Genomic DNA, 19,000 nt, shown 5'->3' with positions numbered 1-19,000 from the left:
TGAGCGTGCTCAGTGCTGCTGGTGGCTTTTTTACGTTCATGCGCTACGCCAGCGGCGCAGCTTTGGGGGCTGCGCTCAGACGGCGGGCGCAGTGACGGCGGCCGGTGCTTCGGCGCGCAGCTTATCGAGCATTTCCAGCGTGGCCGGCATCATGTTCATGATGCCGTGATAGGCGCAGTATTCGCAAAAAGCTTCTTCCGGCGTCATCACGCTGATGCTGGCATCGGAATGGCCGCGGCGGCGCAGCGCGCGCAGGCAGCCGGCATCCATGGTTCTCGGGTTCATGTGCTATTTCCCTTTCTGTAATAAATAACGGGTGAGCGGTAGTCGACATGAACCATTATAGTACAAAAAAGATGCCGTGCGGCAACAATATATTCAATTATTTCATTGTCTTGGACAGAATCTCAAGATTGCCGTGGCCGCAGCGCCAGTTGCTGGTGCAAACGCCACACCAGTATCATCGCTAGCAAAGCGGAAGCGACCACCACGTAGCCGATGCGGTCGAAATGCAGCAATTCGCCGCTGACGCCCCGTGCCACGATATGTCCGGCCACCACCGAAGCCAGACCGCCCGAGAGCTGCTGGATGGAAGCGCTGATGGCGTTGAAGGCGCCCCGTTTGGTCGGCGTCGGAACGGTGGACATCATGGCCTGCACGGGGATCATGCGCGAGAAGATGCCGATAAATAGCAAGGTGTTGATAATGATCAGCGCCAGCAGCGGGATGTGACCGAGATTGGTGTAGATCAGCACCATCACGATGGACAGCGCCGTGCCGAACAGATAGACGCGGAATTTGCCCACGCTGTCGGCGGCCTTGCCCACCAGCGGCCCGATAAAGATGGTACACAGGCCCGTCACCAGATAGATGGTGGGCAGGTGATCGAGCGAAATACCGAGATTGTTGACCACGTAGGCGCTGCCGAACGGCATCAGCATGAAGCCGCCCGTACTGAGCAGGGCAGTGATGGCAAACGCCAGCAGGTGCTCGCGCTCGGTCAGCGTGTGGTACAGGTGCAGCCATGCGCTATGTTCCTGCGGCTGTTTGAGGTGGGCATTCACCGGCTGCATCTGCCACGCCACCAGCAGGCCGCCGGCCAGACCGAACAGGGCCATGGCAATGAAGGGCACGTGCCAGTTCCACTGATTGGACAGGTAGATGCCGGCCGGCAGGCCCAGCACCTGACTGGCGGCGAAGGCAGTCTGGATCAGGCCCATCACGCGGCCGCGCTGCTCCGCTGCGAACAGATCGGTGGCAATGGCCAGCACGACCGAGCCGATCACGCCGCCGAACAGGCCGGTGACGATGCGTGCCAGCAGTAGCGACTCGAAGCTCTGGGCCAGGCCGCACCACAGGGTGCCGAGGATGAAGCCGGTATAGAAGAATAGCAGCAGACGCTTGCGGTCGTAGCGGTCGGCGAAACCGGCCGTGAGCAGGCCGGATATGCCGGCGCTGAAAGCATAGGCCGATACCACCAGACCGAACTGGCTGGGGCTGATCTGCAGCGCCGGCATGATCAGCGCCCCCAGCGGCGACATCAGCATGAAGTCGAGGATGACGGCGAACTGCAGGAAAGCCAGCAGGCCGACGACGATTTTCTGGTAGCCGCTAAACGGGGTGGCGGAGGTTTTTTTCATTCGCTCTTTTCTTCAGGTTTGGGACGGCAGAAAATGCCGCGGTCTTTATGGAACTGGGCGCGTTCTTCCGGCGTCATGGCTTGCCAGCGGGCCCAGCGTTCGCGGTGCGAGTGGTGCCAGCCGTGGTGGTGGCCATGACGCCCGCGGAAGCCGCCGAACAGTATGCGGCATAGTATCAGCAGGCCCATGGCATGCCAGTAATCGATGCTCTGGACGCCGCTGAAGATGCCGGGCATGACGGCGTTCCATAGCCACATGACGACGCCGGACATGGCGGCTATGGCAGCCAGTATCAGGGGAATGAAGAGCAGTTTCCATTTCATGATGTTTCTCCTAGTTCGCTACTTATTCGGGCTGGTACAGGTATTGCAGGCGAGCGCGCAGATATTGCACGGCATAGCGCTTGCGTGCCAGCAGAGTGTTGATCGGGGTGCCGCTGGCCTCGGCCATTTCCTTGAAGCTCACGCCATCGAGTTCGTGGGCGACGAACACTTCGCGCTGGGCGGCGGGCAGATCGTCCAGTGCGGCCTGCAGTTCTTCCAGCAGCATGGCGCGCGCGTAGGCCTCTTCCGGCCCGCCATCGGGCGAGGGGAGCAGCAGGTCGAGGTGGTATTCATCGCCGTCATCATCGCTGCCTGCCAGATCGGCCAGGGCTACTTCGCGCTTCTTGCGGAAGCGGTCGATGATGCGGTTGCGTGCCACGCGGTACAGCCACGCAGTGACCTGTTCTATCGGTTCCGGTAGGCGATAGGCCTGCACGAACTCATGGAACACATCCTGCAGGATGTCGTCGGCATCGGTGGGATCGGCCACGCGGCGGCGGATGAAGTTGCCGAGGCGTGAACGCTCCTTGAGCACGGTGGCGGTGATAGCCTGTTCTGTCATGGTTTGCGCGGGAGTCATGCCCTGAAGACGGGCTGGCGGAACGGATATTGTAGACGCTGACAGAAAAAACGCCACCGGCAGTGTGACTGGCGGTGGCGTTGTGGTGTTTTTACCCGGTCAGGCCCGGGTGCGGCGGCCGATTAACGGTCGCCGTAGCTGCGGCGTGCAGAGCCATCGCTGCTGCGCGGGTTGCTGCCCTTGTAGCCGCCTTCTTTGCGCGGCGCGCCCGGCTTGCTGAAGCTGCGCTGGCCCGGTTTGGCGCCGGCACGGTTGTCACCCGGCTTCCAGCCGCCCGGACGCGAAGTCGAACGTGGCGGGAAACTGGTTTTCTTAGGCTCGTAGCCTTCGATCACGTTGACCGGAATCAGCTGCTTGGTGAAGCGCTCGATGCGCTTCACGTTCATGCCTTCGGCGTGGTTGACCAGCGAGATGGCCAGACCGTTGCGGCCGGCACGGCCGGTACGGCCGATGCGGTGCACATAGTCTTCCGGGAACTTCGGCAGGTCGTAGTTGAACACGTGGGTGATGCTCGGCACGTCGATACCGCGGGCGGCAACGTCGGTGGCGATCAGGATCTTCACCTGGCCGCGGCGCAGGCTTTCCAGCGTGCGGTTACGGGCGCCCTGATGCATGTCGCCATGCAGTGCGGCAGCCGAGAAACCGGCGATATTCAGACGGTCGGCGATGGTGTCGGCGTCGCGTTTGGTGGCGGTGAACACGACCGCCTGATCCAGCGCTTCATCGCGCAGCAGGTGGTCCAGCAGGCGGTTCTTGTGCGACAGGTCGTCGACGAAGTGCACGCGCTGGGTGATGTTCTCATGCTTGTTGGCGGCCGTCATGATCTGGATGATCTGCGGGTCCTTGGTGATGCGGCGTGCCATATTGCCTACCACGCCGTCCAGCGTCGCCGAGAACAGCATGGTCTGGCGGCTGGCCGGGGTGGCGGCAACGATTTTTTCGATGTCGTCGATGAAGCCCATGTCCAGCATGCGGTCGGCTTCGTCCAGCACCAGAATTTCCAGTTGCGAGAAGTCGATTTTGCCCGATTCCATGTGGTCGATCAGACGGCCCGGGGTAGCCACCAGAATTTCCGGATTCTTGGCCAGCAGTTGCATCTGTTTCGGGTAAGGCATACCGCCCAGAATCGAGACGGCTTTCAGGCGGCGCAGGTTGACGCTGTATTTATCGGTATTGGTGGTGACCTGCAAAGCCAGTTCGCGGGTCGGGGTCAGTACCAGCATTTTTGGCTGGGCTGGCTTGAAACGGGGACGCTCGCCGCGCGCACGGGCAGCTTGCATTTCCTGATTGTGGGTTTTGCCGCCGACGGCAGGGTCGATGGCGGACAGGCGGTGCAGCGACGGCAGCATGAATGCTGCCGTTTTGCCGGAACCGGTTTGCGAGGAAACTAACAAGTCCTTGCCGGCAATCGCGGCGGGTACCGCTTGCTCTTGCACCGGCGTAGGCTTGGTGTAGCCGGCGTCGGTCAGGGCTTTGATAATGGACGTGTTGAGACCAAGTGCTTCAAATGTCATGCTGTTCTTTCGTAAAAAACGGCGTTCGGAGTAACAACCGAACGCGAAATAGCAACGCCTGCCAAAACGAAATGACTCAATCAAAATCGAATGAAATTTCGGCACAAAAGCTTTGCGCCGGGACGGTGTCAGGTGCGACACCAAAGGCGGGAGGGCTTTATAAACGACATCAGGATGATGCGCTAAAGGCTTGCGATGCTGCTAAATGCTAATGCTGCTATCACTAACAACATTATCTGGCTAACAAGGGGCACTGCCCGTTTGTTGCAGCCAGCGTACGGGCGGTACTATACAGCAGATTGGCTCCGCTGTGTAGAAAATCCTGCAGTGCAGCGCTGGCCGGCTGGGCGGCCAGCGTGATGGACGGGCTTAGGCGTAGTCTTCCGCGTTCAGGCCCATGACGTGCGAGAAGCCGCCGTCGACATAGGTGATTTCGCCGGTGATGCCGGACGCCAGATCGGACAGCAGGAAGGCGGCGGTATTGCCTACTTCTTCGATGGTCACGTTGCGGCGCAGCGGAGCATGCGAGGACGCGAAGCCCAGCAGTTTGCCGAAGTCCTTGATGCCGGAAGCGGCCAGCGTCTTGATTGGACCGGCGGAAATACCGTTGGAGCGGATGCCGTGCTTGCCCAGATTCTCGGCCAGATAGCGTACCGAAGCTTCCAGCGAAGCTTTGGCCAGACCCATGGTGTTGTAGTAAGGGATGGCACGGATAGCGCCCAGATACGACAGGGTCAGCAGCGAGGAACCTTCTTTCAGCAGCGGCAGGGCGGCTTTGGCCAGTGCCGGGAAGCTGTAAGCGGAAATATCGTGGGCAATGTGGAAATTCTCGCGGGTCAGGCCATCGAGGAACTCGCCGGCGATGGCTTCGCGCGGGGCGAAACCGATGGCGTGCACCAGACCGTCGAGCTGGCTCCAGTTCTGGCCCAGATCGGCAAACAGGGCAGCGATCTGTTCGTCGCTGGTGACGTCGCAGTCAAATACCAGCTTGCTGTCGAATTCGGCAGCGAATTCGGTGATGCGGTCTTTAAAACGTTCGCCCACGTAGGTGAACGCCAGTTCGGCGCCTTCGCGGTGGCAAGCTTTAGCGATACCGTAAGCGATGGAACGGTTCGACAGCAAACCAGTGATGAGGATTTTTTTGCCTTGCAGGAACGCCATAATGACTCCGATTACGACTGCGTGCCGGGCTAGCCGAGTGGGCGGGCTGGCGACGTCAGTTTGGTTGTTGAGTTTGAAAGGCCGGAGGCCGGACAAGACCGAGATTGTAGGGCGAGTAGCACGCTACTGCAACCCGGTCAGCAGGCCGGAGGCCGTGTAAACTGGCTGATATCAGGGTGAAACCGGTTAAATGGGCTGTGCAACGGGGTAAAAACCACAGTTTTACCCTTCAGTCATCAGTCGTCGTGCCGTTTCTTGTGTTTGCTGCTTTTTTCCGACTTGCTATCGCTCTTGGCGTGCTTGTAGCCGCTCTTGCTGCTGCTCTTGGCGCTTTTGCTGCTGCGCTCGCGCTCGGCTTCGAAGGCCACCGTGGCATTGCGCTCCACTTCGGCCGGAATGTCGATGCTGGCGCTGGTCGACAGTTTCGGCACGAGGATGGTGGAGCCGGCCTTGAGCGCGGTTTTCTGCGGAATATTGTTAGCCTGGCGGATCACATCGGGCGTGGTGTGGAAGCGCGACGCCAGCGTGCTGATGCTTTCACGCGCACTGGTAATCTTGTGGGTGGTCCAGGTGGACAGGTTTTTACCCCACTGGGCCAGATTCAGGTGGAATTTGTCGGCGTTTTCCTTGGGCAGCAGAATCTTGGTCTGTTCGTCGCCGGTAATCACCGGACGCTTGAACTGGGGATTCAAGGCCTTGAATTCATCCACCGACAGCTCGGCCAGATGGGCGGCGATGGTCAGGTCGATGTCGCTGGTCTTGTCCACGGCCGTAAAATACGGCGTATTGTCGATGGCGGGCAGATTCAGGCCGTACTGGGCCGGATTGGCCACGATGTTTTTCACCGCCTGCAGTTTCGGCACATAGTTGCGGGTTTCGGCCGGCATCAGTTCGGCCAGACTTTCGAAATCGGTAGGCTTGCCGGCGGCCTGATTGCGTTTGATGGCTTTCTGCACCGAGCCTTCGCCCCAGTTGTAGGCGGCCAGCGCCAGCTGCCAGTCGCCGAACATATCGTACAGCCGCTGCAGATAGGTCAGCGCGGCATCGGTGGACGCCAGTATGCCGCGCCGTTCATCCTTGAAGGCATCCTGTTTGAGGTTGAAATCGCGCCCCGTGCCCGGCACGAACTGCCACATGCCGGCCGCATTGGCGCTGGACAGCGCCTGCGGGTTGAACGCCGATTCGATGAAAGGCAGCAGCGCCAGTTCGGTCGGCATGCCGCGCTTTTCCAGTTCCGTTACCACGTGGAACAGGTAGCGCGATGCGCGCGTGGTGGTGCGGGCAATATAGTCGGGACGGGCGGTGTACCAGTTCACATGCTTGCCGACCAGTTCGTTGCTGATGTCGGGTATGGCATAACCGCTACGGATACGGCCCCACACGTCTTTTTCGCGGAAAGCATCGTCCTCGGCACCTTTGGCGGCCGGTTTGGCAGGTTTCTGGGAGCTGAGGTCGGAGACGGGGAAGCGGGGGAGGTTGCTGCTGATGCTGTTGACAGCACTGGTGGCGGCGGCAGAGCCGGCCGGCGCGTAGCCGGTGTTGTCATCGTGCGCTCGGGCCGGCGCCAGTAGTACGAGGAGTGCGGCCAGAAGCGCGGAATGGGGGAAGCGTGCTTGCATAGTATCCTAACATTGTCGACTGGAAACATCGAGCGGACTATGAATAAACCCCGAGTGTACGGAGACCCTGTGAGCGCGTCAAGAACTATGTCTTGGGGATGACAGGGGAGTTTGTAGAATATTTCCATACAGTTGGCCTGCAGATGGCGGCAGAATGCGGGAAGTAGGCTTTCCGCGCCGGAGTGCGTACAATCCTGCTTTTGCGCAGTCCCAAAGGAATGAAAAATGAGCCGTCCCGTCCCCGACCATGATGCCGTCATCGCCGCTACCGCCCACTGGGTGGACAAGGCCGTGATCGGCCTGAATCTGTGCCCGTTTGCCAAGGCAGTGCAGGTGAAACAACAGATCCGTTACGTGGTATCGGACGCGACCACGCCCGAGCAGCTGCTGGAGCAGCTGGTGGCAGAGCTGGAGGTGCTGGCCGAAGCCAACCCCGAGAAGATCGACACCACGCTGCTGGTGCACCCGCAGGTGCTGGGCGATTTCGCGGACTTTAACGAGTTTCTGGATATTGCCGATGCGGCGCTGGAAGAGTTGCAGCTCGACGGCGAGCTGCAGATTGCCAGCTTCCATCCCGATTACCAGTTTGCCGATACCGACCAGAACGATATCGACAACTATACCAACCGTTCGCCTTACCCCACCCTGCACCTGATCCGCGAGGACAGCATAGACCGCGCGGTGCAAGCTTTCCCCGAAGCGGCCGATATTTTCGAGAAAAACATTGCCACCATGCGTGCGCTGGGTCACGATGGCTGGGATAAGCTGATGCAGGGCAAAGATGAGTGATCTGCCAATCCGGCCCGACACGCCTTGCGTCGCCGTGTGTTCGACCACCTTTGATGAAATCTGCCGTGGCTGCGGCCGCAGCGTGTGGGAGGTGGCGCATTGGGTGGCGATGAGCGCCGAAGCCAAGGAAGCGGTGTGGCAGCGCATACTGGCGCAGGGTTATCCGCGCCGCAACACCTGAGGGGCGCGGCTGGCCGGCGCGAGGGCGCGGCCAGTAGGCAAGCAAGTGCTCAGTTGTTGAATCCTGATGCTATGCAGGGCTTAATAATTGCCGATGAAATCTTTTTTGCCGATGTCGATGCCGTTATGACGCAGAATGTCATAGGCAGTGGTGGCGTGGAAATAGAAGTGCGGCAGGGCGTAGTGGAAGAGATAGACCGAACCCATGAAGTGCTTGGTCTTTTCGCCGCTGCCGGTGGTGATGGCACGGCCTTCGCTGCCTTCGATGGCGCTGCGCGGTACGCTTTCGATGAAGTGCAGGGTTTTCGTAATGCGCGCCTTGAGTTCGGCAAAGCTGGTTTCGTTGTCGTCGTAGGACGGCACGTCCTGGCCGCCGAGGCGGGCGGCGGCGCCTTTGGCGAAGTCGCAGGCGATCTGGATCTGGCGGGTGAAGTTCAGCATGTCGGGGTAGAGGCGGTATTGCAGCAGTGCTTGCGGATCAATTTTCTTTTCTGCAACATGCGCTTCGGCTTTTTCCAGCAAGGCCAGCTGGGCACCCAGTATCTGTTTAAACACGGGTATGGATGCGGTGTACATGGAGAAGGTAGTCATGGTAGTCCCTCGTGATCGGTGAGTGGCGATCATAGCGTGCCATGGAGTTTTTTGCTTGACCGGGAACTTTTATCAGGGAATCCGTGCATAATTCTGTTTAGTAATGTTAATTTTTCGCCATCCATAGCTGCCGCACATGATGCCGTCTCAACTCTTTCCTCTGTCCACGCATGCTTAGCCGAGTGTACGTAAGCCTGCGTGCGCGGCTGGGTTTCCTCTACGGGCGCTCCATTTATGGCGCGCTGCTGCTCGTGGTGCTGGGCGGTCTGGCCGTTCCCGCCATGGTGGGCAGCTATGTGCTGGTGGGGGTGCGCGAGCAGGAAGCGGCCCGGCTGGCCTTGCAGGAGTCGCTGCAGCGCAATGCCGACATTCTGGCGCTGGGCATGCAGGAATCGCTGTGGAATATGAATACCGAATCGGCCCATTCGCTGGTCGATTCCGTCATGCGCGACCCCGCCGTGCTGCAGGTGCAGGTGGTGGGGCAGGCCGATATCCAGTTCATGAAAGTGCAGTCGCAGCGCAAGCTGACGGGCCATGTGCTGCGCGCCGAGCGCGAAGTGGTGATGCGCGGCGAGCGCATCGGCCATATTACGCTGGAGATGGATGACGCGCGCAGCCAGCAGGAACTGGCGGAAAAGCGCACGTCCTATATTCTGGTGCTGGCCGGTCAGGTGCTGATTTCGGCGCTGCTGATCGTGCTGTTCCTGAACGCCCGTCTGATGAAGCCCTTGCGCAAGCTGATGCGCTTCTCCAACCGCCTGTCGCATGGCGACTTCGATACCCGGCTGGATTTGAGCGGCAGCGACGAACTGGGCCTGCTGGCCAGCCAGCTCGATCAGATGCGGGTGGCGATCCGCCGCCTGTTCGACGATATCGGCCAGCGCGAGGAGCGCTTCCGCACCATCGTGACGCAGGTGCCCGGTGCCGTATTCCGCTGCCGTCCCGATGGCGCCATCGATTTCGTCTCGGAAGCCATCGAGGAAATTTCCGGCTATCCGGCGGCGCAGTTCATGCGTGGCACGACCCAGGAGTGGACCAATCTGATCGTGCCGGAAGACCGGCGCCGCCAGCGCCGTGCGGTGGCCGATGCGATCGCCTCGCGCCAGCCCTATGAAGTGGAATACCGCATCGTCGACGCGCGCGGGACGGAACGCTGGGTGCTGGAAAACGGCCAGCCGCAAACCCATGAAGATGATCCGGCGCCGTGGGTGGACGGCATCATTTCCGATGTCAGCCAGCGCAAGTCCAACGAAGTGCGCATCGCCGCGCTGCTGGCCGAACAGAGCGCGATTCTTGATAATGTGATGTTTGGCGTGATGTTTGTGCGGCGCCGCCAGATCGTTTCCGTCAACCGCCGCTGCGAACAGCTATTCGGCTACGAGCCCGGTGCGCTGACGGGGGCTTCCACAGCGATTCTGTTTGCCGACCGCTTCGATTTCGAAGCCAGCGGCATACGCCAGTACCGTGCGCTGTCGCAGGGCGAGTATTTCAGCGAAGAGCGCCACTACCGGCGCAAGGATGGCAGCCTGCTGTGGTGTCAGGTCAGCGGCTGTGCGCTGGATAAACAGCACGCCGAGGAAGGCAGCATCTGGGTGTTTGCCGACATCAGCGAGCGCAAGGAGTCGGAAGAGAAGCTGCGCCTGTCGGCCACCGTCATCGAGCACATTGCCGACGGCGTGGTGGTGCTGGACGCGCAAGGCGTGATCGTGGCGGTGAATCCCGCTTTTACCCAGATTACCGGCTACAGCGAGGCCGAAGCGCTGGGCAAGGATCATACCCTGACCCGCTCGGGGCGGCATGACGAGGCCTTCTATGAAAGCATGTGGCGGGAGCAGATCACGCAGGGCTTCTGGCGCGGTGAAATCTGGAACCGCCGCAAGAGCGGCGAACTGTATCTGGAGCACCTGACGGTGAATGCCGTGCGCGATAGCGAGGGCGTCACCACCCATTACGTGGGTGTGTTCAGCGATATCACCAAGGCCAAGGAATCGCAGGAAAAGCTCGACCATCTGGCGCACCACGATCCGCTCACGGCGCTACCCAACCGCCTGCTGTTCCACGACCGCCTGCAGCACGCCTTGCAGCGGGCCACGCGCGACAAGGAGCAGCTGGCGCTGCTGTTCATCGATCTGGACCGCTTCAAGTACGTCAACGATACGCTGGGTCACCACATCGGCGACGAGCTGCTCCAGCAGGTTTCCAAGGCACTGCAGGGACGTCTGCGCGAAGGCGATACGCTGGCCCGCCTGGGCGGCGACGAGTTCATCGTGCTGCTGGAAGATATCGACAACCAGTACGGCGCCAGTCAGGTGGCGGAAAAGCTGGTGCAGATGTTCGAGCAGCCGTTTGTGGTGGCCGGGCATGAACTGTTTGTCACCTGCAGCGTGGGTATCAGCCTGTTCCCGGACGATGCTACCGATCTGAATATGCTGATCCGCAATGCCGACGTGGCGATGTATCAGGCCAAGGCACGCGGCCGCAATGGCTACAGCTTCTACACGCCGTCGATGACGGGGGAAGGGGTGGAGCGCCTGCGGCTGGAGACTTTCCTGCGCCGTTCCATCGAGAAGGACGAGATTTTCCTCAACTACCAGCCGCAGGTCGATATCGTCACGGGCGAGCTGGTCGGGGTGGAAGCACTGGTGCGCTGGAACCATCCGGAACTGGGGCTGGTGCCGCCTGTCCGCTTTATTCCGCTGGCCGAAGATACCGGCTTTATCAACCAGCTGGGCCAGTGGGTGCTGCGCGAAGCCTGCCGCCAGATGGTGCGCTGGCAGGAGGCGGGGCTGGTGGTGCCCAAGATCGCCGTCAACCTGTCGGTCAAGCAGTTCGAGCGGGGCAGCATCGTCAACATGGTGGCCGACACCCTGCATGAAACGGGACTGGAACCGGCCCGGCTGCAGCTGGAAGTGACGGAATCGGTGATCATGAACACCGACGATGCCATGGTCTTCATCAACGACCTGCACGCCATCGGCGTGGGGCTGGCGATCGACGATTTCGGCACCGGCTATTCGTCGCTGGCCTACCTCAAGCAACTGCCGGTGCAGACGCTGAAGATCGACCGTTCCTTCATCAAAGACATCTCCACCGATGTCAACGACGAGGCCATCGCCATTGCGATTATCCAGCTGGGCAAGAGCATGAACCTGTCCGTCATCGCGGAAGGGGTGGAGACGGTGCAGCAGGCCGAGTTCCTGGTACGCCACGGCTGCCATCTGGCGCAGGGCTACCTGTACAGCAAACCGCTGGCAGCTGATGTTATGCTGACGAACTGGCAAAAATAGAAAAACGGGAGACTCCCTCATGCAGGAAGAACAACAGCTGCCGCAGGCCGACCGGCCTGCGCGCCGGCGTTTCATTTTCGGCGCTGCGGCGGCACTAGGTGCGCTGGTAGTGGGCTGGGGCGTGATGCCGCCGCGCCAGCGCCTGCATGCCAGCCACCCCTTGCCGCTGAGCGGCGACGCGGTGGCTTTGAATGGCTGGATTGCGCTGGCTGCCGACGGCACGGTGACGCTGGCCATGCCGCGCAGCGAAATGGGGCAGGGCATACACACTGCGCTGCCCATGCTGGTGGCGGAGGAACTCGATGTGCCGCTGGAAGCGATCCGGCTGGTGCAGGCACCTATCGATAAAATCTACGGCAATATCGCCATGCTCAAGGACGGCCTGCCGTTTCACCCCGATGACGCAGGCCGCCTGAAGGCCGTGGCCAGCTGGATGGTGGGTAAGGTGGCGCGCGAACTGGGGCTGATCATCACTGGCGGTTCGTCCAGCGTCAAGGATGGCTGGCTGCCCATGCGCGAGGCAGGTGCCACGGCGCGCGCCATGCTGCTCTCGGCCGCGGCAACCCAGTGGCAGGCCCGCGTGGCCGATTGCCGTACCGAGCAGGGTTTTGTGCTGCATGCCGATGGCCGCAAACTGGCGTATGGCGCGCTGGCCCATGCCGCGGTGGCGGCAACGCCGGGCGAGGTGGTGCTGAAAGCACCGCGCGACTTCAAACTGATAGGCCGCGCCCAGCCGCGCCGCGATAGCGCGGCCAAAGTCAATGGCAGTGCCGTGTTCGGCATCGATGTGCGGCCGGAGGGCATGGTGTATGCCGCCGTGCGCATGGCGCCGGTGCTGGGTGCCAGCGTGGCGAAAGTCGAACAGGCGGCTGTGCTGAAAATGCCGGGCGTGCTGCAGGTGGTGGATTTTTCTGCTGCATTGCCCGAGCGCACGGGCGCCGGCGCAGGCGTGGCGGTGCTGGCGCGCAGCTACTGGCAGGCCAGACAGGCTGCGCTGGCCCTGCCTATCCAGTGGAACGAAGGCCAGGGCGCCAGTCTGGATAGCGCGGCCATTTACGCCGACATGGCGGCCCAGCTGGATAGGCAAGCCGGCCATGCCTATTACGATATGGGTGATGCGGAAGCGGCCCTCCGCCAGGCTGGCGTGGCGGCCGGCGTAAAAGCCGTGCACGCCGAATACCGTGCGCCCTTCCTCGCCCATGCGGCGATGGAACCGATTAACTGCACCGCGCAAGTCAAGGATGGCAAGGTCAGGCTTTGGGTGCCGACCCAGTCGCCCGGCTTTGCCGTGCAGGCGGCAGCCAGGGCCGCTGGCGTTGCCGAGGATCAGGTGGAACTGGTGGTGACCTTGCTGGGCGGCGGCTTTGGCCGGCGGCTGGAGGTGGACATGGTGTCGCAGGCGGTGGCCGTGGCCAAGCAGGCCGGCGGCCTGCCGGTGCAGCTGATCTGGAGCCGCGAGGACGACACCAGCCACGATGTCTATCGTCCGGCGGCGCTGTCGCGCTTTCAGGCTGCGCTCGATGGACAGGGTAATGTGCTGGGCTATGTGTGCAAATCGGCCAGCGGCTCGGTGTCGCATCAGTTCTTCCAGCGCAATCTGGGACTGCCGGCAGGCGGGCCGGATAAGACGACCGCTGAAGGCGAGTTCGATATGCAGTACGAATTCCCCCATCAGCGCATCAGTCATGTGATCGTCGACAGTGCCGTGCCGCTGGGCTACTGGCGCTCGGTCGGACATTCGCATAACGCTTTCTTCAAAGAGAGTTTTATCGATGAGCTGGCCCATGCGGCCGGGCAGGATGGCGTGGCCTTCCGCCGCAAGCTGCTGCAACAGCACCCGCGCCATCTGGCCGTGCTCGATGCTGCCGTGGCGCGCGCCGGCACAGCGCCGGCGGGGCGCGCGCATGGCGTGGCGCTGCACCAGTCGTTTGGCAGCATCGTGGCGCAGGTGGCCGAGGTGGCCATAGAAGACGGCCAGATCCGCGTCTACAAGGTGGTGTGCGCGATCGATTGCGGCATTGCCGTCAATCCCAACATCATTGCCCAGCAGGCCGAGTCGGCGGTGCTGTTCGGCTTATCGGCTGCGCTGTACGGCGCCATCACCTTCAAGGACGGCAAGGTAGAGCAGAGTAATTTCCATGACTATCCGGTGCTGCGCATGGCGCAGGCGCCCGAGGTGGAAACGCTGATCATGCCGAGTGCCGAACATCCGGAAGGCATGGGCGAACCGGCCACGCCGCCGATTGCTCCGGCGGTAGCGAATGCCGTGTTCAAACTGAGCGGCAAGCGCTTGCGCAGCCTGCCACTCGCGCTGTAAGGGGCGCTCAGGCGCCCAGCAGGGTGCGCAGATTGCAGTCGTGCTGCCAGTCGCGCCTTTCCTCGCTGCTGTCGGCCTGTGCCGCCAGTTGCGCTGCACTGAGCTCGGTCTGCGCCGTGATCAGGCGGTGCGCCACGCCCGCATCGGGCAGGGTGGTGCCGAAGAAGGCCACCAGATTTTCATGCTGGATCAGCAGCGTAGGGAAGTTTTCGACGTCAAGATCGCCCACCACGTCGGCGTGATCTTCGATATCGATCCAGACAAACAGCTTGTCCGGATGGCGGCTGGCCAGTTCTTCGAAGGTGGCGCGGTAGCTGCCGCAGGTGCCGCACCAGGCGGCGCACAGGCAGGCAACTACCCAGCGCTCGTCTGCGATGGCGGCGGCCAGTTCCTTGCGGTTGTCGGCGTTCAGGGTTAATACAGGCATGGCCAGAGTCGGATTCAAAGTCGGATTCGGAGTCAGAAGCGGGGCGGGTGTGCTGCCAGCCGCTCAGAGGCGTATTTTACATGGCCGGGCGGGGTCGCGCCGGTTAGCTCGGCGGGTTAAAATAGGGGATGCCTATTATTCTTGCCATTGAAACTTCGTCCGAACTGGCTTCCTGCGCTCTGCTGCGCGGCGAGTCGGTGCTGAGCCGCGTCTCGTCCGGGGTGCGTACCCATTCCCAGTCGGTGCTGCCGATGATACAGGAGCTGCTGGCCGAAGCCGGCATTGCCCTGCGCGATTGCGATGCGATTACCTATGGTTCCGGACCCGGTTCCTTCACTGGCGTGCGCACTGCCTGCGGCGTGGCGCAGGGGCTGGCGTTCGGCGCCAGGCTGCCAGTCGTGCCGGTGGTGACGCTCGATGCCATGGCGCTGGCCTGCCACCAGCAGCATGGCGCGCAGGATGTGCTGACCGTGCTCGATGCCCGCATGGGCGAGGTGTACTGGGCGCAGTACCGCTTTGGTGACCAGGCAGGTCCGCAGACCGTGCTGGCACCAGTGCTGTCGGCGCCGGCTGCCGTGCAGCCCGAGGGCACGCCTGTCGCTTGCGGCAATGGTCTGTCGGCCTATGCCGAGGCCTATGCCGGCACGGCGCTGGCGCAGGGGTATGCCGATATCATGCCGCATGCCGAACAGATCGCACGGCTGGCAGCGCTGGCTTTTGCCGCTGGCCAGACGGTGGCGGCCGCCGACGCCCAGCCGCTCTACCTGCGCAACAAGATCGCCTACACTCAGGCCGAGCGGGCTGCCATGGCCGCTGCCAAAGCTGCGGAGGGCGGTGCGTGAAACCGGTGTGGGATCTGGCGCGGCTGCAGTATGAGCCCATGCAGCCTGCCGATCTGCCGGAAGTGGCAGCGCTGGAGGCGAGCGTGTATCCGCACCCGTGGACGCTGGCTAATTTCGAAGATTCGCTGCGCAGCCAGTATCAGGCCTGGGTGCTGCGCGACCAGAGCGGCAGTCTGCTCGGCTATTTTCTGGTCATGGCGGTGGTGGATGAGGCCCATCTGCTCAATGTCGCCGTGGCGGCGCAGCAGCAGGGCCAAGGGCTGGGGCGTTTCCTGCTGAATCAGGCCGTGGCCTGTGCGCGCGGGCTGGGCATGGAATCCATGCTGCTGGAAGTGCGGCCTTCGAATACGCGGGCGCTGGACATCTATGAACGCTACGGATTCAAACACATCGGCCGGCGCAAGGGCTATTATCCGGCCGCCAACGGACAACGTGAGGACGCACTGGTGATGCGCTTCCTGCTATGAACGCGATGGATAAACGGTCGGCCATTTTCCTCGACGAGATGGGCATAGGCGTGCAATGGCAGTTGCGCCAGCGGCCAGCCGCGGATGTGGAAGAGGCTGCGCCAGCCGAGCCTGAGGCTGCGGCGGAAGCTGTGCCGGCTGACATGCCAGCGCCAGTGGAAGCGGCGGCAGCAGTGCCTGCTGCACCGCCCGTTCTCGCCGCGACCGATGCTCCGGCACCGGCACCGGCACCGGCACCAGCACCGGTTGCCCCTGCGGCTGGCGCGGAGGACATGTCGTGGTTTGACGATGTGCCTGCGCCCCTCGCAGCCCCCAAGCTCAAGGGAACGCCGCCGGCTGAACCGCTTGCAGCGACGGCGATGCCCTTATCCGACGCAGCCATCGCGGCACTGGACTGGCCGGCGCTGCAGAACGCCATCCGCAACTGTACGCGCTGCGCGCTGTGCGCCAGCCGTCGGCTGCCAGTCGTCGCCCGCGGCAGCCGCACGGCAGCCACGATTGCGCTGGTTGCGGCAGCGTCGGCACAGGATGAAGCTGCTGCCGAACTGGTGTCCGGCGATGCCGGCCAGTTGCTCGGCAATATGCTTAAGGCCATAGATCTCGATGTGCAGGAGGATGTGTATCTGACTGCGCTGGTCAAATGCCGCGCCGTTGACGCGCAGGGGCAGGATCGCGCACCGGGCGGGCAGGAATTGCAAGCCTGCCGCCCGTATCTGGAGCGCGAACTGGCATTGACCGGCGCCACGCTGGCGATTACTTTCGGCCAGCAGGCGGCGCGCGGGTTCATGCTCGGTGCCGCCGCCCGCGGATCGGTCATGGCTTATGGCGCTGCCGCTCTGCCTGTGGTGGCCACCTACCATCCCGACGACCTGCTGCAACGCCCGCAGGACAAGGCCAAGGCCTGGGCCGACCTGTGTCTTGCCAGGTCGGTGCGTGACTAAGCCTATCGCCGCGCAAGGCGATGCCTATCAGGCTGGCTTTGCGCAGCGCTGGGGGCATTTGCGTCATCCCCATGTGCGGGCACTGGCATGGCTGCTCGATGCTCCCGATCTGCTCGATCGCGCTGCGCCGCAATGGCAGGGGCAGGTCGCCACGCTAGGCCCCGTGGGTAGTGCAGTTGCCGGCTGGCTGGCTGCGCTGGACCAGCAGCCGGGGGCGCTGGAAGCGGCGCTGGGCCAGCATCGGCAAACCCGTCTCGGCAAATATGCCGAACAGCTGATGGCTTTCTATTTTGCCGCCCAGGGGCAGTTGCACGCTCATGGTTTGCAGGTACGCGCCAGCCGCAATGACACGGTAGGGGAGTTCGATTTTCTGCTGCGCGCCGGCGCCGGTCTGCATCACCTCGAATTTGCCACTAAGTTCTATCTGCTCGATGCCAGCGCTGGCAGTGATTTCAGTGGCCTGGTCGGCCCCAATCTGGCCGATACGCTGGGTGCCAAGATGCGCAAGATTTTCCAGCAGCAGCTCACGCTGGCCACGCATCCGGCAGCGCAGGCTCTGTTGCCTGCACCGGTCACCAGCGCACAGGCACTGGTCAAGGGCTGGCTGTTCTATCCGCCGCAAGTGGCGCCCTGCATGGGCGGCATCTCGGGCGCGCATTGCCACGGCTACTGGATGAGCCGCAGCGCGGCGCAGCAGTTGCCGGGCGATTTGTTTGTCTTGCTGCCCCGCCTGCAATGGCTGGCACCGGCGCGCCTGCCGCTGTCCGGCGCGGGCCAGTCCCTGGTGCTGAGCAAGGCGGAACTGCTGCTGGCGCTGGACGACCATCAGGCGCAGGCGCGCGCACCCGTGATGGTGGCGCATCTGGCGGAGCAGGGGGATAGTCTGGTGGAAGTGCGGCGCGGCTTTGTGGTGCCGGACGCCTGGCCGGAGCAGGCCAGGCAGCGTCGCCAGAGCGGGGCGCTGCCCGTCTGAGCGAGCGTCAGTGTTTGGCTTCGCCGATCAGGGCGATCGAATCGAACTCGCGCTGGTTGGCCTGATGTTTGCGCAGGATGAACAGCATGGTACCGGCGAGGAACAGGCCGAACAGCACGATGATCACATCCAGATTCAGGTGGGCCCGCAGCATCAGCGAGTACACGGCCAGCATGGTCAGTATGGACAGGTTCTCGTTAAAGTTCTGCACGGCGATGGAATGGCCGGCGCTCATCAGCACGTGGCCGCGGTGCTGCAGCAGTGCGTTCATCGGCACGAGGAAGAAGCCGCCCAGCAGACCCACCAGTATCAGCAGCGGGTAGGCCACTTTCACCGAGGTCACCAGCGTCATGCTCATCACGATAACGCCCATGGCGATGCCCATGGGGATCACGGACAGCGATTTGCGCAGGGCAATGAAGCGGGCCGACAGCACAGCGCCCAGCGCCACCCCGATGGCGACTACTCCGACCAGACTGGTCGATTGTTCATACGTCAAATGCAGGGTGCGGTTGGCCCATTCCAGCACGATGAATTGCAGGGTCTGCGCAGCGCCCCAGAATAGCGTGGTCACGGCCAGCGAAATCTGGCCCAGCTTGTCTTTCCACAGCAGGGCGACGCAGTTGGAGAATTCGCCGATCAGTTTGACAGGATTGCGTTCCTGATGGCCGTACACGCAACCGGTGTCGGGAATGCGGGTGTTGAACAGGGCTGCCAGCGCATAGATGGTTACCACCACGCATAGCGCTGCTTCGGGCGGCGTATCGATGCCGGTATCGATGAAGGGAAAGTCGAACGACAGCAGGAAGCCGGACACCTGTGCCCCCACCAGTTTGCCGCCCAGCACGGTGCCGAAAATGATCGACAGCACGGTCAGACCTTCCACCCAGCCATTGGCGGCAACAAGTTTCTCTGCGGGAAGTAATTCAGTAAGAATGCCGTATTTGGCAGGCGAGTAGACGGCTGCGCCGAAGCCGACCAGCGCGTAGGCGAGCAGGGGATGGACGTCGGCAAAGATCAGTAAGCAGCCCGCAACCTTGATCAGATTGGAGATGAACATGACCTTGCCCTTAGGCATGGAATCCGCAAAAGCGCCGACAAATGCAGCTAACAGCACGTAAAACAGCGTAAACGAGAGTTTGAGCAGGGGAGTGATCCATGCTGGCGACTTCATGCTTACCAGCAAGTCTATCGCGACGAACAGCAGCGCATTATCCGCCAGAGACGAGAAGAACTGCGCTGCCATGATGGTGTAGAAACCACGCTTCATACTGGATGCCTGAAAACTTATATGGCTTGCTTTATACCATGCTTTGTTCGTATCCCCAAGAATTGCACCGCGCGTTAGA

General features: G+C 62.1%; 18 protein-coding genes. 8 read left to right on the top strand and 10 right to left on the bottom strand.

The window, feature by feature from the left end; genetic code table 11:
- Window positions 1-75 precede the first annotated feature (75 nt).
- From GTP27_RS01985 to GTP27_RS01955, 7 genes are all read right to left on the bottom strand, one after another.
- Window positions 76-285: a hypothetical protein gene (locus GTP27_RS01985; RefSeq protein WP_229633306.1), complete on the bottom strand. Its 210-nt coding sequence runs from the start codon at window positions 283-285 to the stop codon at window positions 76-78.
- Window positions 286-407: 122 nt separating this feature from the next.
- Window positions 408-1,640, bottom strand: coding sequence for an MFS transporter (locus GTP27_RS01980; protein ID WP_161037492.1), 1,233 nt, complete (start codon window positions 1,638-1,640; stop codon window positions 408-410).
- On the bottom strand, window positions 1,637-1,963 hold the full coding sequence (locus GTP27_RS01975) for a hypothetical protein (protein ID WP_161037491.1): 327 nt from the start codon (window positions 1,961-1,963) through the stop codon (window positions 1,637-1,639). Before GTP27_RS01975 ends, GTP27_RS01980 begins: the two co-directional genes overlap by 4 nt.
- A gap of 22 nt (window positions 1,964-1,985) precedes the next feature.
- On the bottom strand, window positions 1,986-2,525 hold the full coding sequence (locus tag GTP27_RS01970) for an RNA polymerase sigma factor (protein WP_161037490.1): 540 nt from the start codon (window positions 2,523-2,525) through the stop codon (window positions 1,986-1,988).
- A gap of 140 nt (window positions 2,526-2,665) precedes the next feature.
- Window positions 2,666-4,057, bottom strand: a complete 1,392-nt coding sequence (locus tag GTP27_RS01965) for a DEAD/DEAH box helicase (protein WP_161037489.1) — start codon at window positions 4,055-4,057, stop codon at window positions 2,666-2,668.
- A 369-nt stretch (window positions 4,058-4,426) separates the two neighbouring features.
- Window positions 4,427-5,218: an enoyl-ACP reductase FabI gene (fabI, locus tag GTP27_RS01960; RefSeq protein WP_161037488.1), complete on the bottom strand. Its 792-nt coding sequence runs from the start codon at window positions 5,216-5,218 to the stop codon at window positions 4,427-4,429.
- Window positions 5,219-5,454: 236 nt separating this feature from the next.
- The gene (locus GTP27_RS01955; protein WP_161037487.1) at window positions 5,455-6,837 is read right to left on the bottom strand and encodes a transglycosylase SLT domain-containing protein; all 1,383 of its coding nucleotides are present in this window, start codon (window positions 6,835-6,837) and stop codon (window positions 5,455-5,457) included.
- A gap of 225 nt (window positions 6,838-7,062) precedes the next feature.
- Between GTP27_RS01955 and GTP27_RS01950 the strand changes: the two genes are divergently transcribed.
- The gene (locus GTP27_RS01950) at window positions 7,063-7,626 is read left to right on the top strand and encodes a DUF1415 domain-containing protein (protein ID WP_161037486.1); all 564 of its coding nucleotides are present in this window, start codon (window positions 7,063-7,065) and stop codon (window positions 7,624-7,626) included.
- Window positions 7,619-7,807, top strand: coding sequence for a DUF1289 domain-containing protein (locus GTP27_RS01945; protein ID WP_161037485.1), 189 nt, complete (start codon window positions 7,619-7,621; stop codon window positions 7,805-7,807). The genes GTP27_RS01950 and GTP27_RS01945 overlap by 8 nt, the downstream gene beginning before the upstream one ends.
- Before the next feature lie 80 nt (window positions 7,808-7,887).
- Here the strand turns inward: GTP27_RS01945 and GTP27_RS01940 are convergent, their stop codons facing one another.
- On the bottom strand, window positions 7,888-8,397 hold the full coding sequence (locus GTP27_RS01940) for a DUF1993 domain-containing protein (protein WP_161037484.1): 510 nt from the start codon (window positions 8,395-8,397) through the stop codon (window positions 7,888-7,890).
- Window positions 8,398-8,567: 170 nt separating this feature from the next.
- On the opposite strand from GTP27_RS01940, the gene GTP27_RS01935 reads away from it, so the two are divergent.
- Both GTP27_RS01935 and GTP27_RS01930 read left to right on the top strand, forming a co-directional pair.
- The gene (locus tag GTP27_RS01935; RefSeq protein WP_161037483.1) at window positions 8,568-11,684 is read left to right on the top strand and encodes a bifunctional diguanylate cyclase/phosphodiesterase; all 3,117 of its coding nucleotides are present in this window, start codon (window positions 8,568-8,570) and stop codon (window positions 11,682-11,684) included.
- Between the two features lie 19 nt (window positions 11,685-11,703).
- Window positions 11,704-14,001, top strand: a complete 2,298-nt coding sequence (locus GTP27_RS01930; protein ID WP_161037482.1) for a xanthine dehydrogenase family protein molybdopterin-binding subunit — start codon at window positions 11,704-11,706, stop codon at window positions 13,999-14,001.
- Window positions 14,002-14,008: 7 nt separating this feature from the next.
- Here GTP27_RS01930 and GTP27_RS01925 read toward each other — a convergent pair whose 3' ends face one another.
- Window positions 14,009-14,428, bottom strand: a complete 420-nt coding sequence (locus tag GTP27_RS01925) for a thioredoxin family protein (RefSeq protein WP_161037481.1) — start codon at window positions 14,426-14,428, stop codon at window positions 14,009-14,011.
- 128 nt (window positions 14,429-14,556) lie between these two features.
- Here GTP27_RS01925 and tsaB point away from each other — a divergent pair, with 128 nt between their 5' ends.
- The 4 genes from tsaB to GTP27_RS01905 are packed head-to-tail and all read left to right on the top strand — an operon-like array spanning window position 14,557 to window position 17,651.
- The gene (gene tsaB / locus GTP27_RS01920; RefSeq protein ID WP_161037480.1) at window positions 14,557-15,270 is read left to right on the top strand and encodes a tRNA (adenosine(37)-N6)-threonylcarbamoyltransferase complex dimerization subunit type 1 TsaB; all 714 of its coding nucleotides are present in this window, start codon (window positions 14,557-14,559) and stop codon (window positions 15,268-15,270) included.
- Window positions 15,267-15,737, top strand: a complete 471-nt coding sequence (gene rimI / locus GTP27_RS01915; RefSeq protein ID WP_161037479.1) for a ribosomal protein S18-alanine N-acetyltransferase — start codon at window positions 15,267-15,269, stop codon at window positions 15,735-15,737. The genes tsaB and rimI overlap by 4 nt, the downstream gene beginning before the upstream one ends.
- A 5-nt stretch (window positions 15,738-15,742) precedes the next feature.
- Window positions 15,743-16,678 (top strand): uracil-DNA glycosylase, encoded by a 936-nt coding sequence (locus tag GTP27_RS01910; protein ID WP_229633305.1) that lies wholly within the window; start codon window positions 15,743-15,745, stop codon window positions 16,676-16,678.
- Complete coding sequence (locus tag GTP27_RS01905) at window positions 16,671-17,651, top strand: DUF1853 family protein (protein WP_371865877.1); 981 nt, start codon at window positions 16,671-16,673, stop codon at window positions 17,649-17,651. The genes GTP27_RS01910 and GTP27_RS01905 overlap by 8 nt, the downstream gene beginning before the upstream one ends.
- A 7-nt stretch (window positions 17,652-17,658) precedes the next feature.
- Here the strand turns inward: GTP27_RS01905 and lplT are convergent, their stop codons facing one another.
- A complete protein-coding gene (gene lplT / locus GTP27_RS01900; protein WP_161037476.1) occupies window positions 17,659-18,921 on the bottom strand; it encodes a lysophospholipid transporter LplT in 1,263 nt (420 codons plus the stop codon).
- Between the last annotated feature and the right edge of the window lie 79 nt (window positions 18,922-19,000).

This window comes from Duganella qianjiadongensis (assembly GCF_009857915.1).
GTDB classification, from domain to species: Bacteria; Pseudomonadota; Gammaproteobacteria; order Burkholderiales; family Burkholderiaceae_D; genus Rugamonas; species Rugamonas qianjiadongensis.
This window is presented reverse-complemented; position numbering and strand designations above follow the sequence as displayed.

Coding starts and splice junctions, on each gene's coding strand:
- GTP27_RS01985 (WP_229633306.1), bottom strand. CDS start 285: ATGAACCCGAGAACCATGGATGCCGGCTGCCTGCGCGCGCTGCGCCGC.
- GTP27_RS01980 (WP_161037492.1), bottom strand. CDS start 1,640: ATGAAAAAAACCTCCGCCACCCCGTTTAGCGGCTACCAGAAAATCGTC.
- GTP27_RS01975 (WP_161037491.1), bottom strand. CDS start 1,963: ATGAAATGGAAACTGCTCTTCATTCCCCTGATACTGGCTGCCATAGCC.
- GTP27_RS01970 (WP_161037490.1), bottom strand. CDS start 2,525: ATGACAGAACAGGCTATCACCGCCACCGTGCTCAAGGAGCGTTCACGC.
- GTP27_RS01965 (WP_161037489.1), bottom strand. CDS start 4,057: ATGACATTTGAAGCACTTGGTCTCAACACGTCCATTATCAAAGCCCTG.
- fabI (WP_161037488.1), bottom strand. CDS start 5,218: ATGGCGTTCCTGCAAGGCAAAAAAATCCTCATCACTGGTTTGCTGTCG.
- GTP27_RS01955 (WP_161037487.1), bottom strand. CDS start 6,837: ATGCAAGCACGCTTCCCCCATTCCGCGCTTCTGGCCGCACTCCTCGTA.
- GTP27_RS01950 (WP_161037486.1), top strand. CDS start 7,063: ATGAGCCGTCCCGTCCCCGACCATGATGCCGTCATCGCCGCTACCGCC.
- GTP27_RS01945 (WP_161037485.1), top strand. CDS start 7,619: ATGAGTGATCTGCCAATCCGGCCCGACACGCCTTGCGTCGCCGTGTGT.
- GTP27_RS01940 (WP_161037484.1), bottom strand. CDS start 8,397: ATGACTACCTTCTCCATGTACACCGCATCCATACCCGTGTTTAAACAG.
- GTP27_RS01935 (WP_161037483.1), top strand. CDS start 8,568: ATGCTTAGCCGAGTGTACGTAAGCCTGCGTGCGCGGCTGGGTTTCCTC.
- GTP27_RS01930 (WP_161037482.1), top strand. CDS start 11,704: ATGCAGGAAGAACAACAGCTGCCGCAGGCCGACCGGCCTGCGCGCCGG.
- GTP27_RS01925 (WP_161037481.1), bottom strand. CDS start 14,428: ATGCCTGTATTAACCCTGAACGCCGACAACCGCAAGGAACTGGCCGCC.
- tsaB (WP_161037480.1), top strand. CDS start 14,557: ATGCCTATTATTCTTGCCATTGAAACTTCGTCCGAACTGGCTTCCTGC.
- GTP27_RS01910 (WP_229633305.1), top strand. CDS start 15,743: ATGGATAAACGGTCGGCCATTTTCCTCGACGAGATGGGCATAGGCGTG.
- lplT (WP_161037476.1), bottom strand. CDS start 18,921: ATGAAGCGTGGTTTCTACACCATCATGGCAGCGCAGTTCTTCTCGTCT.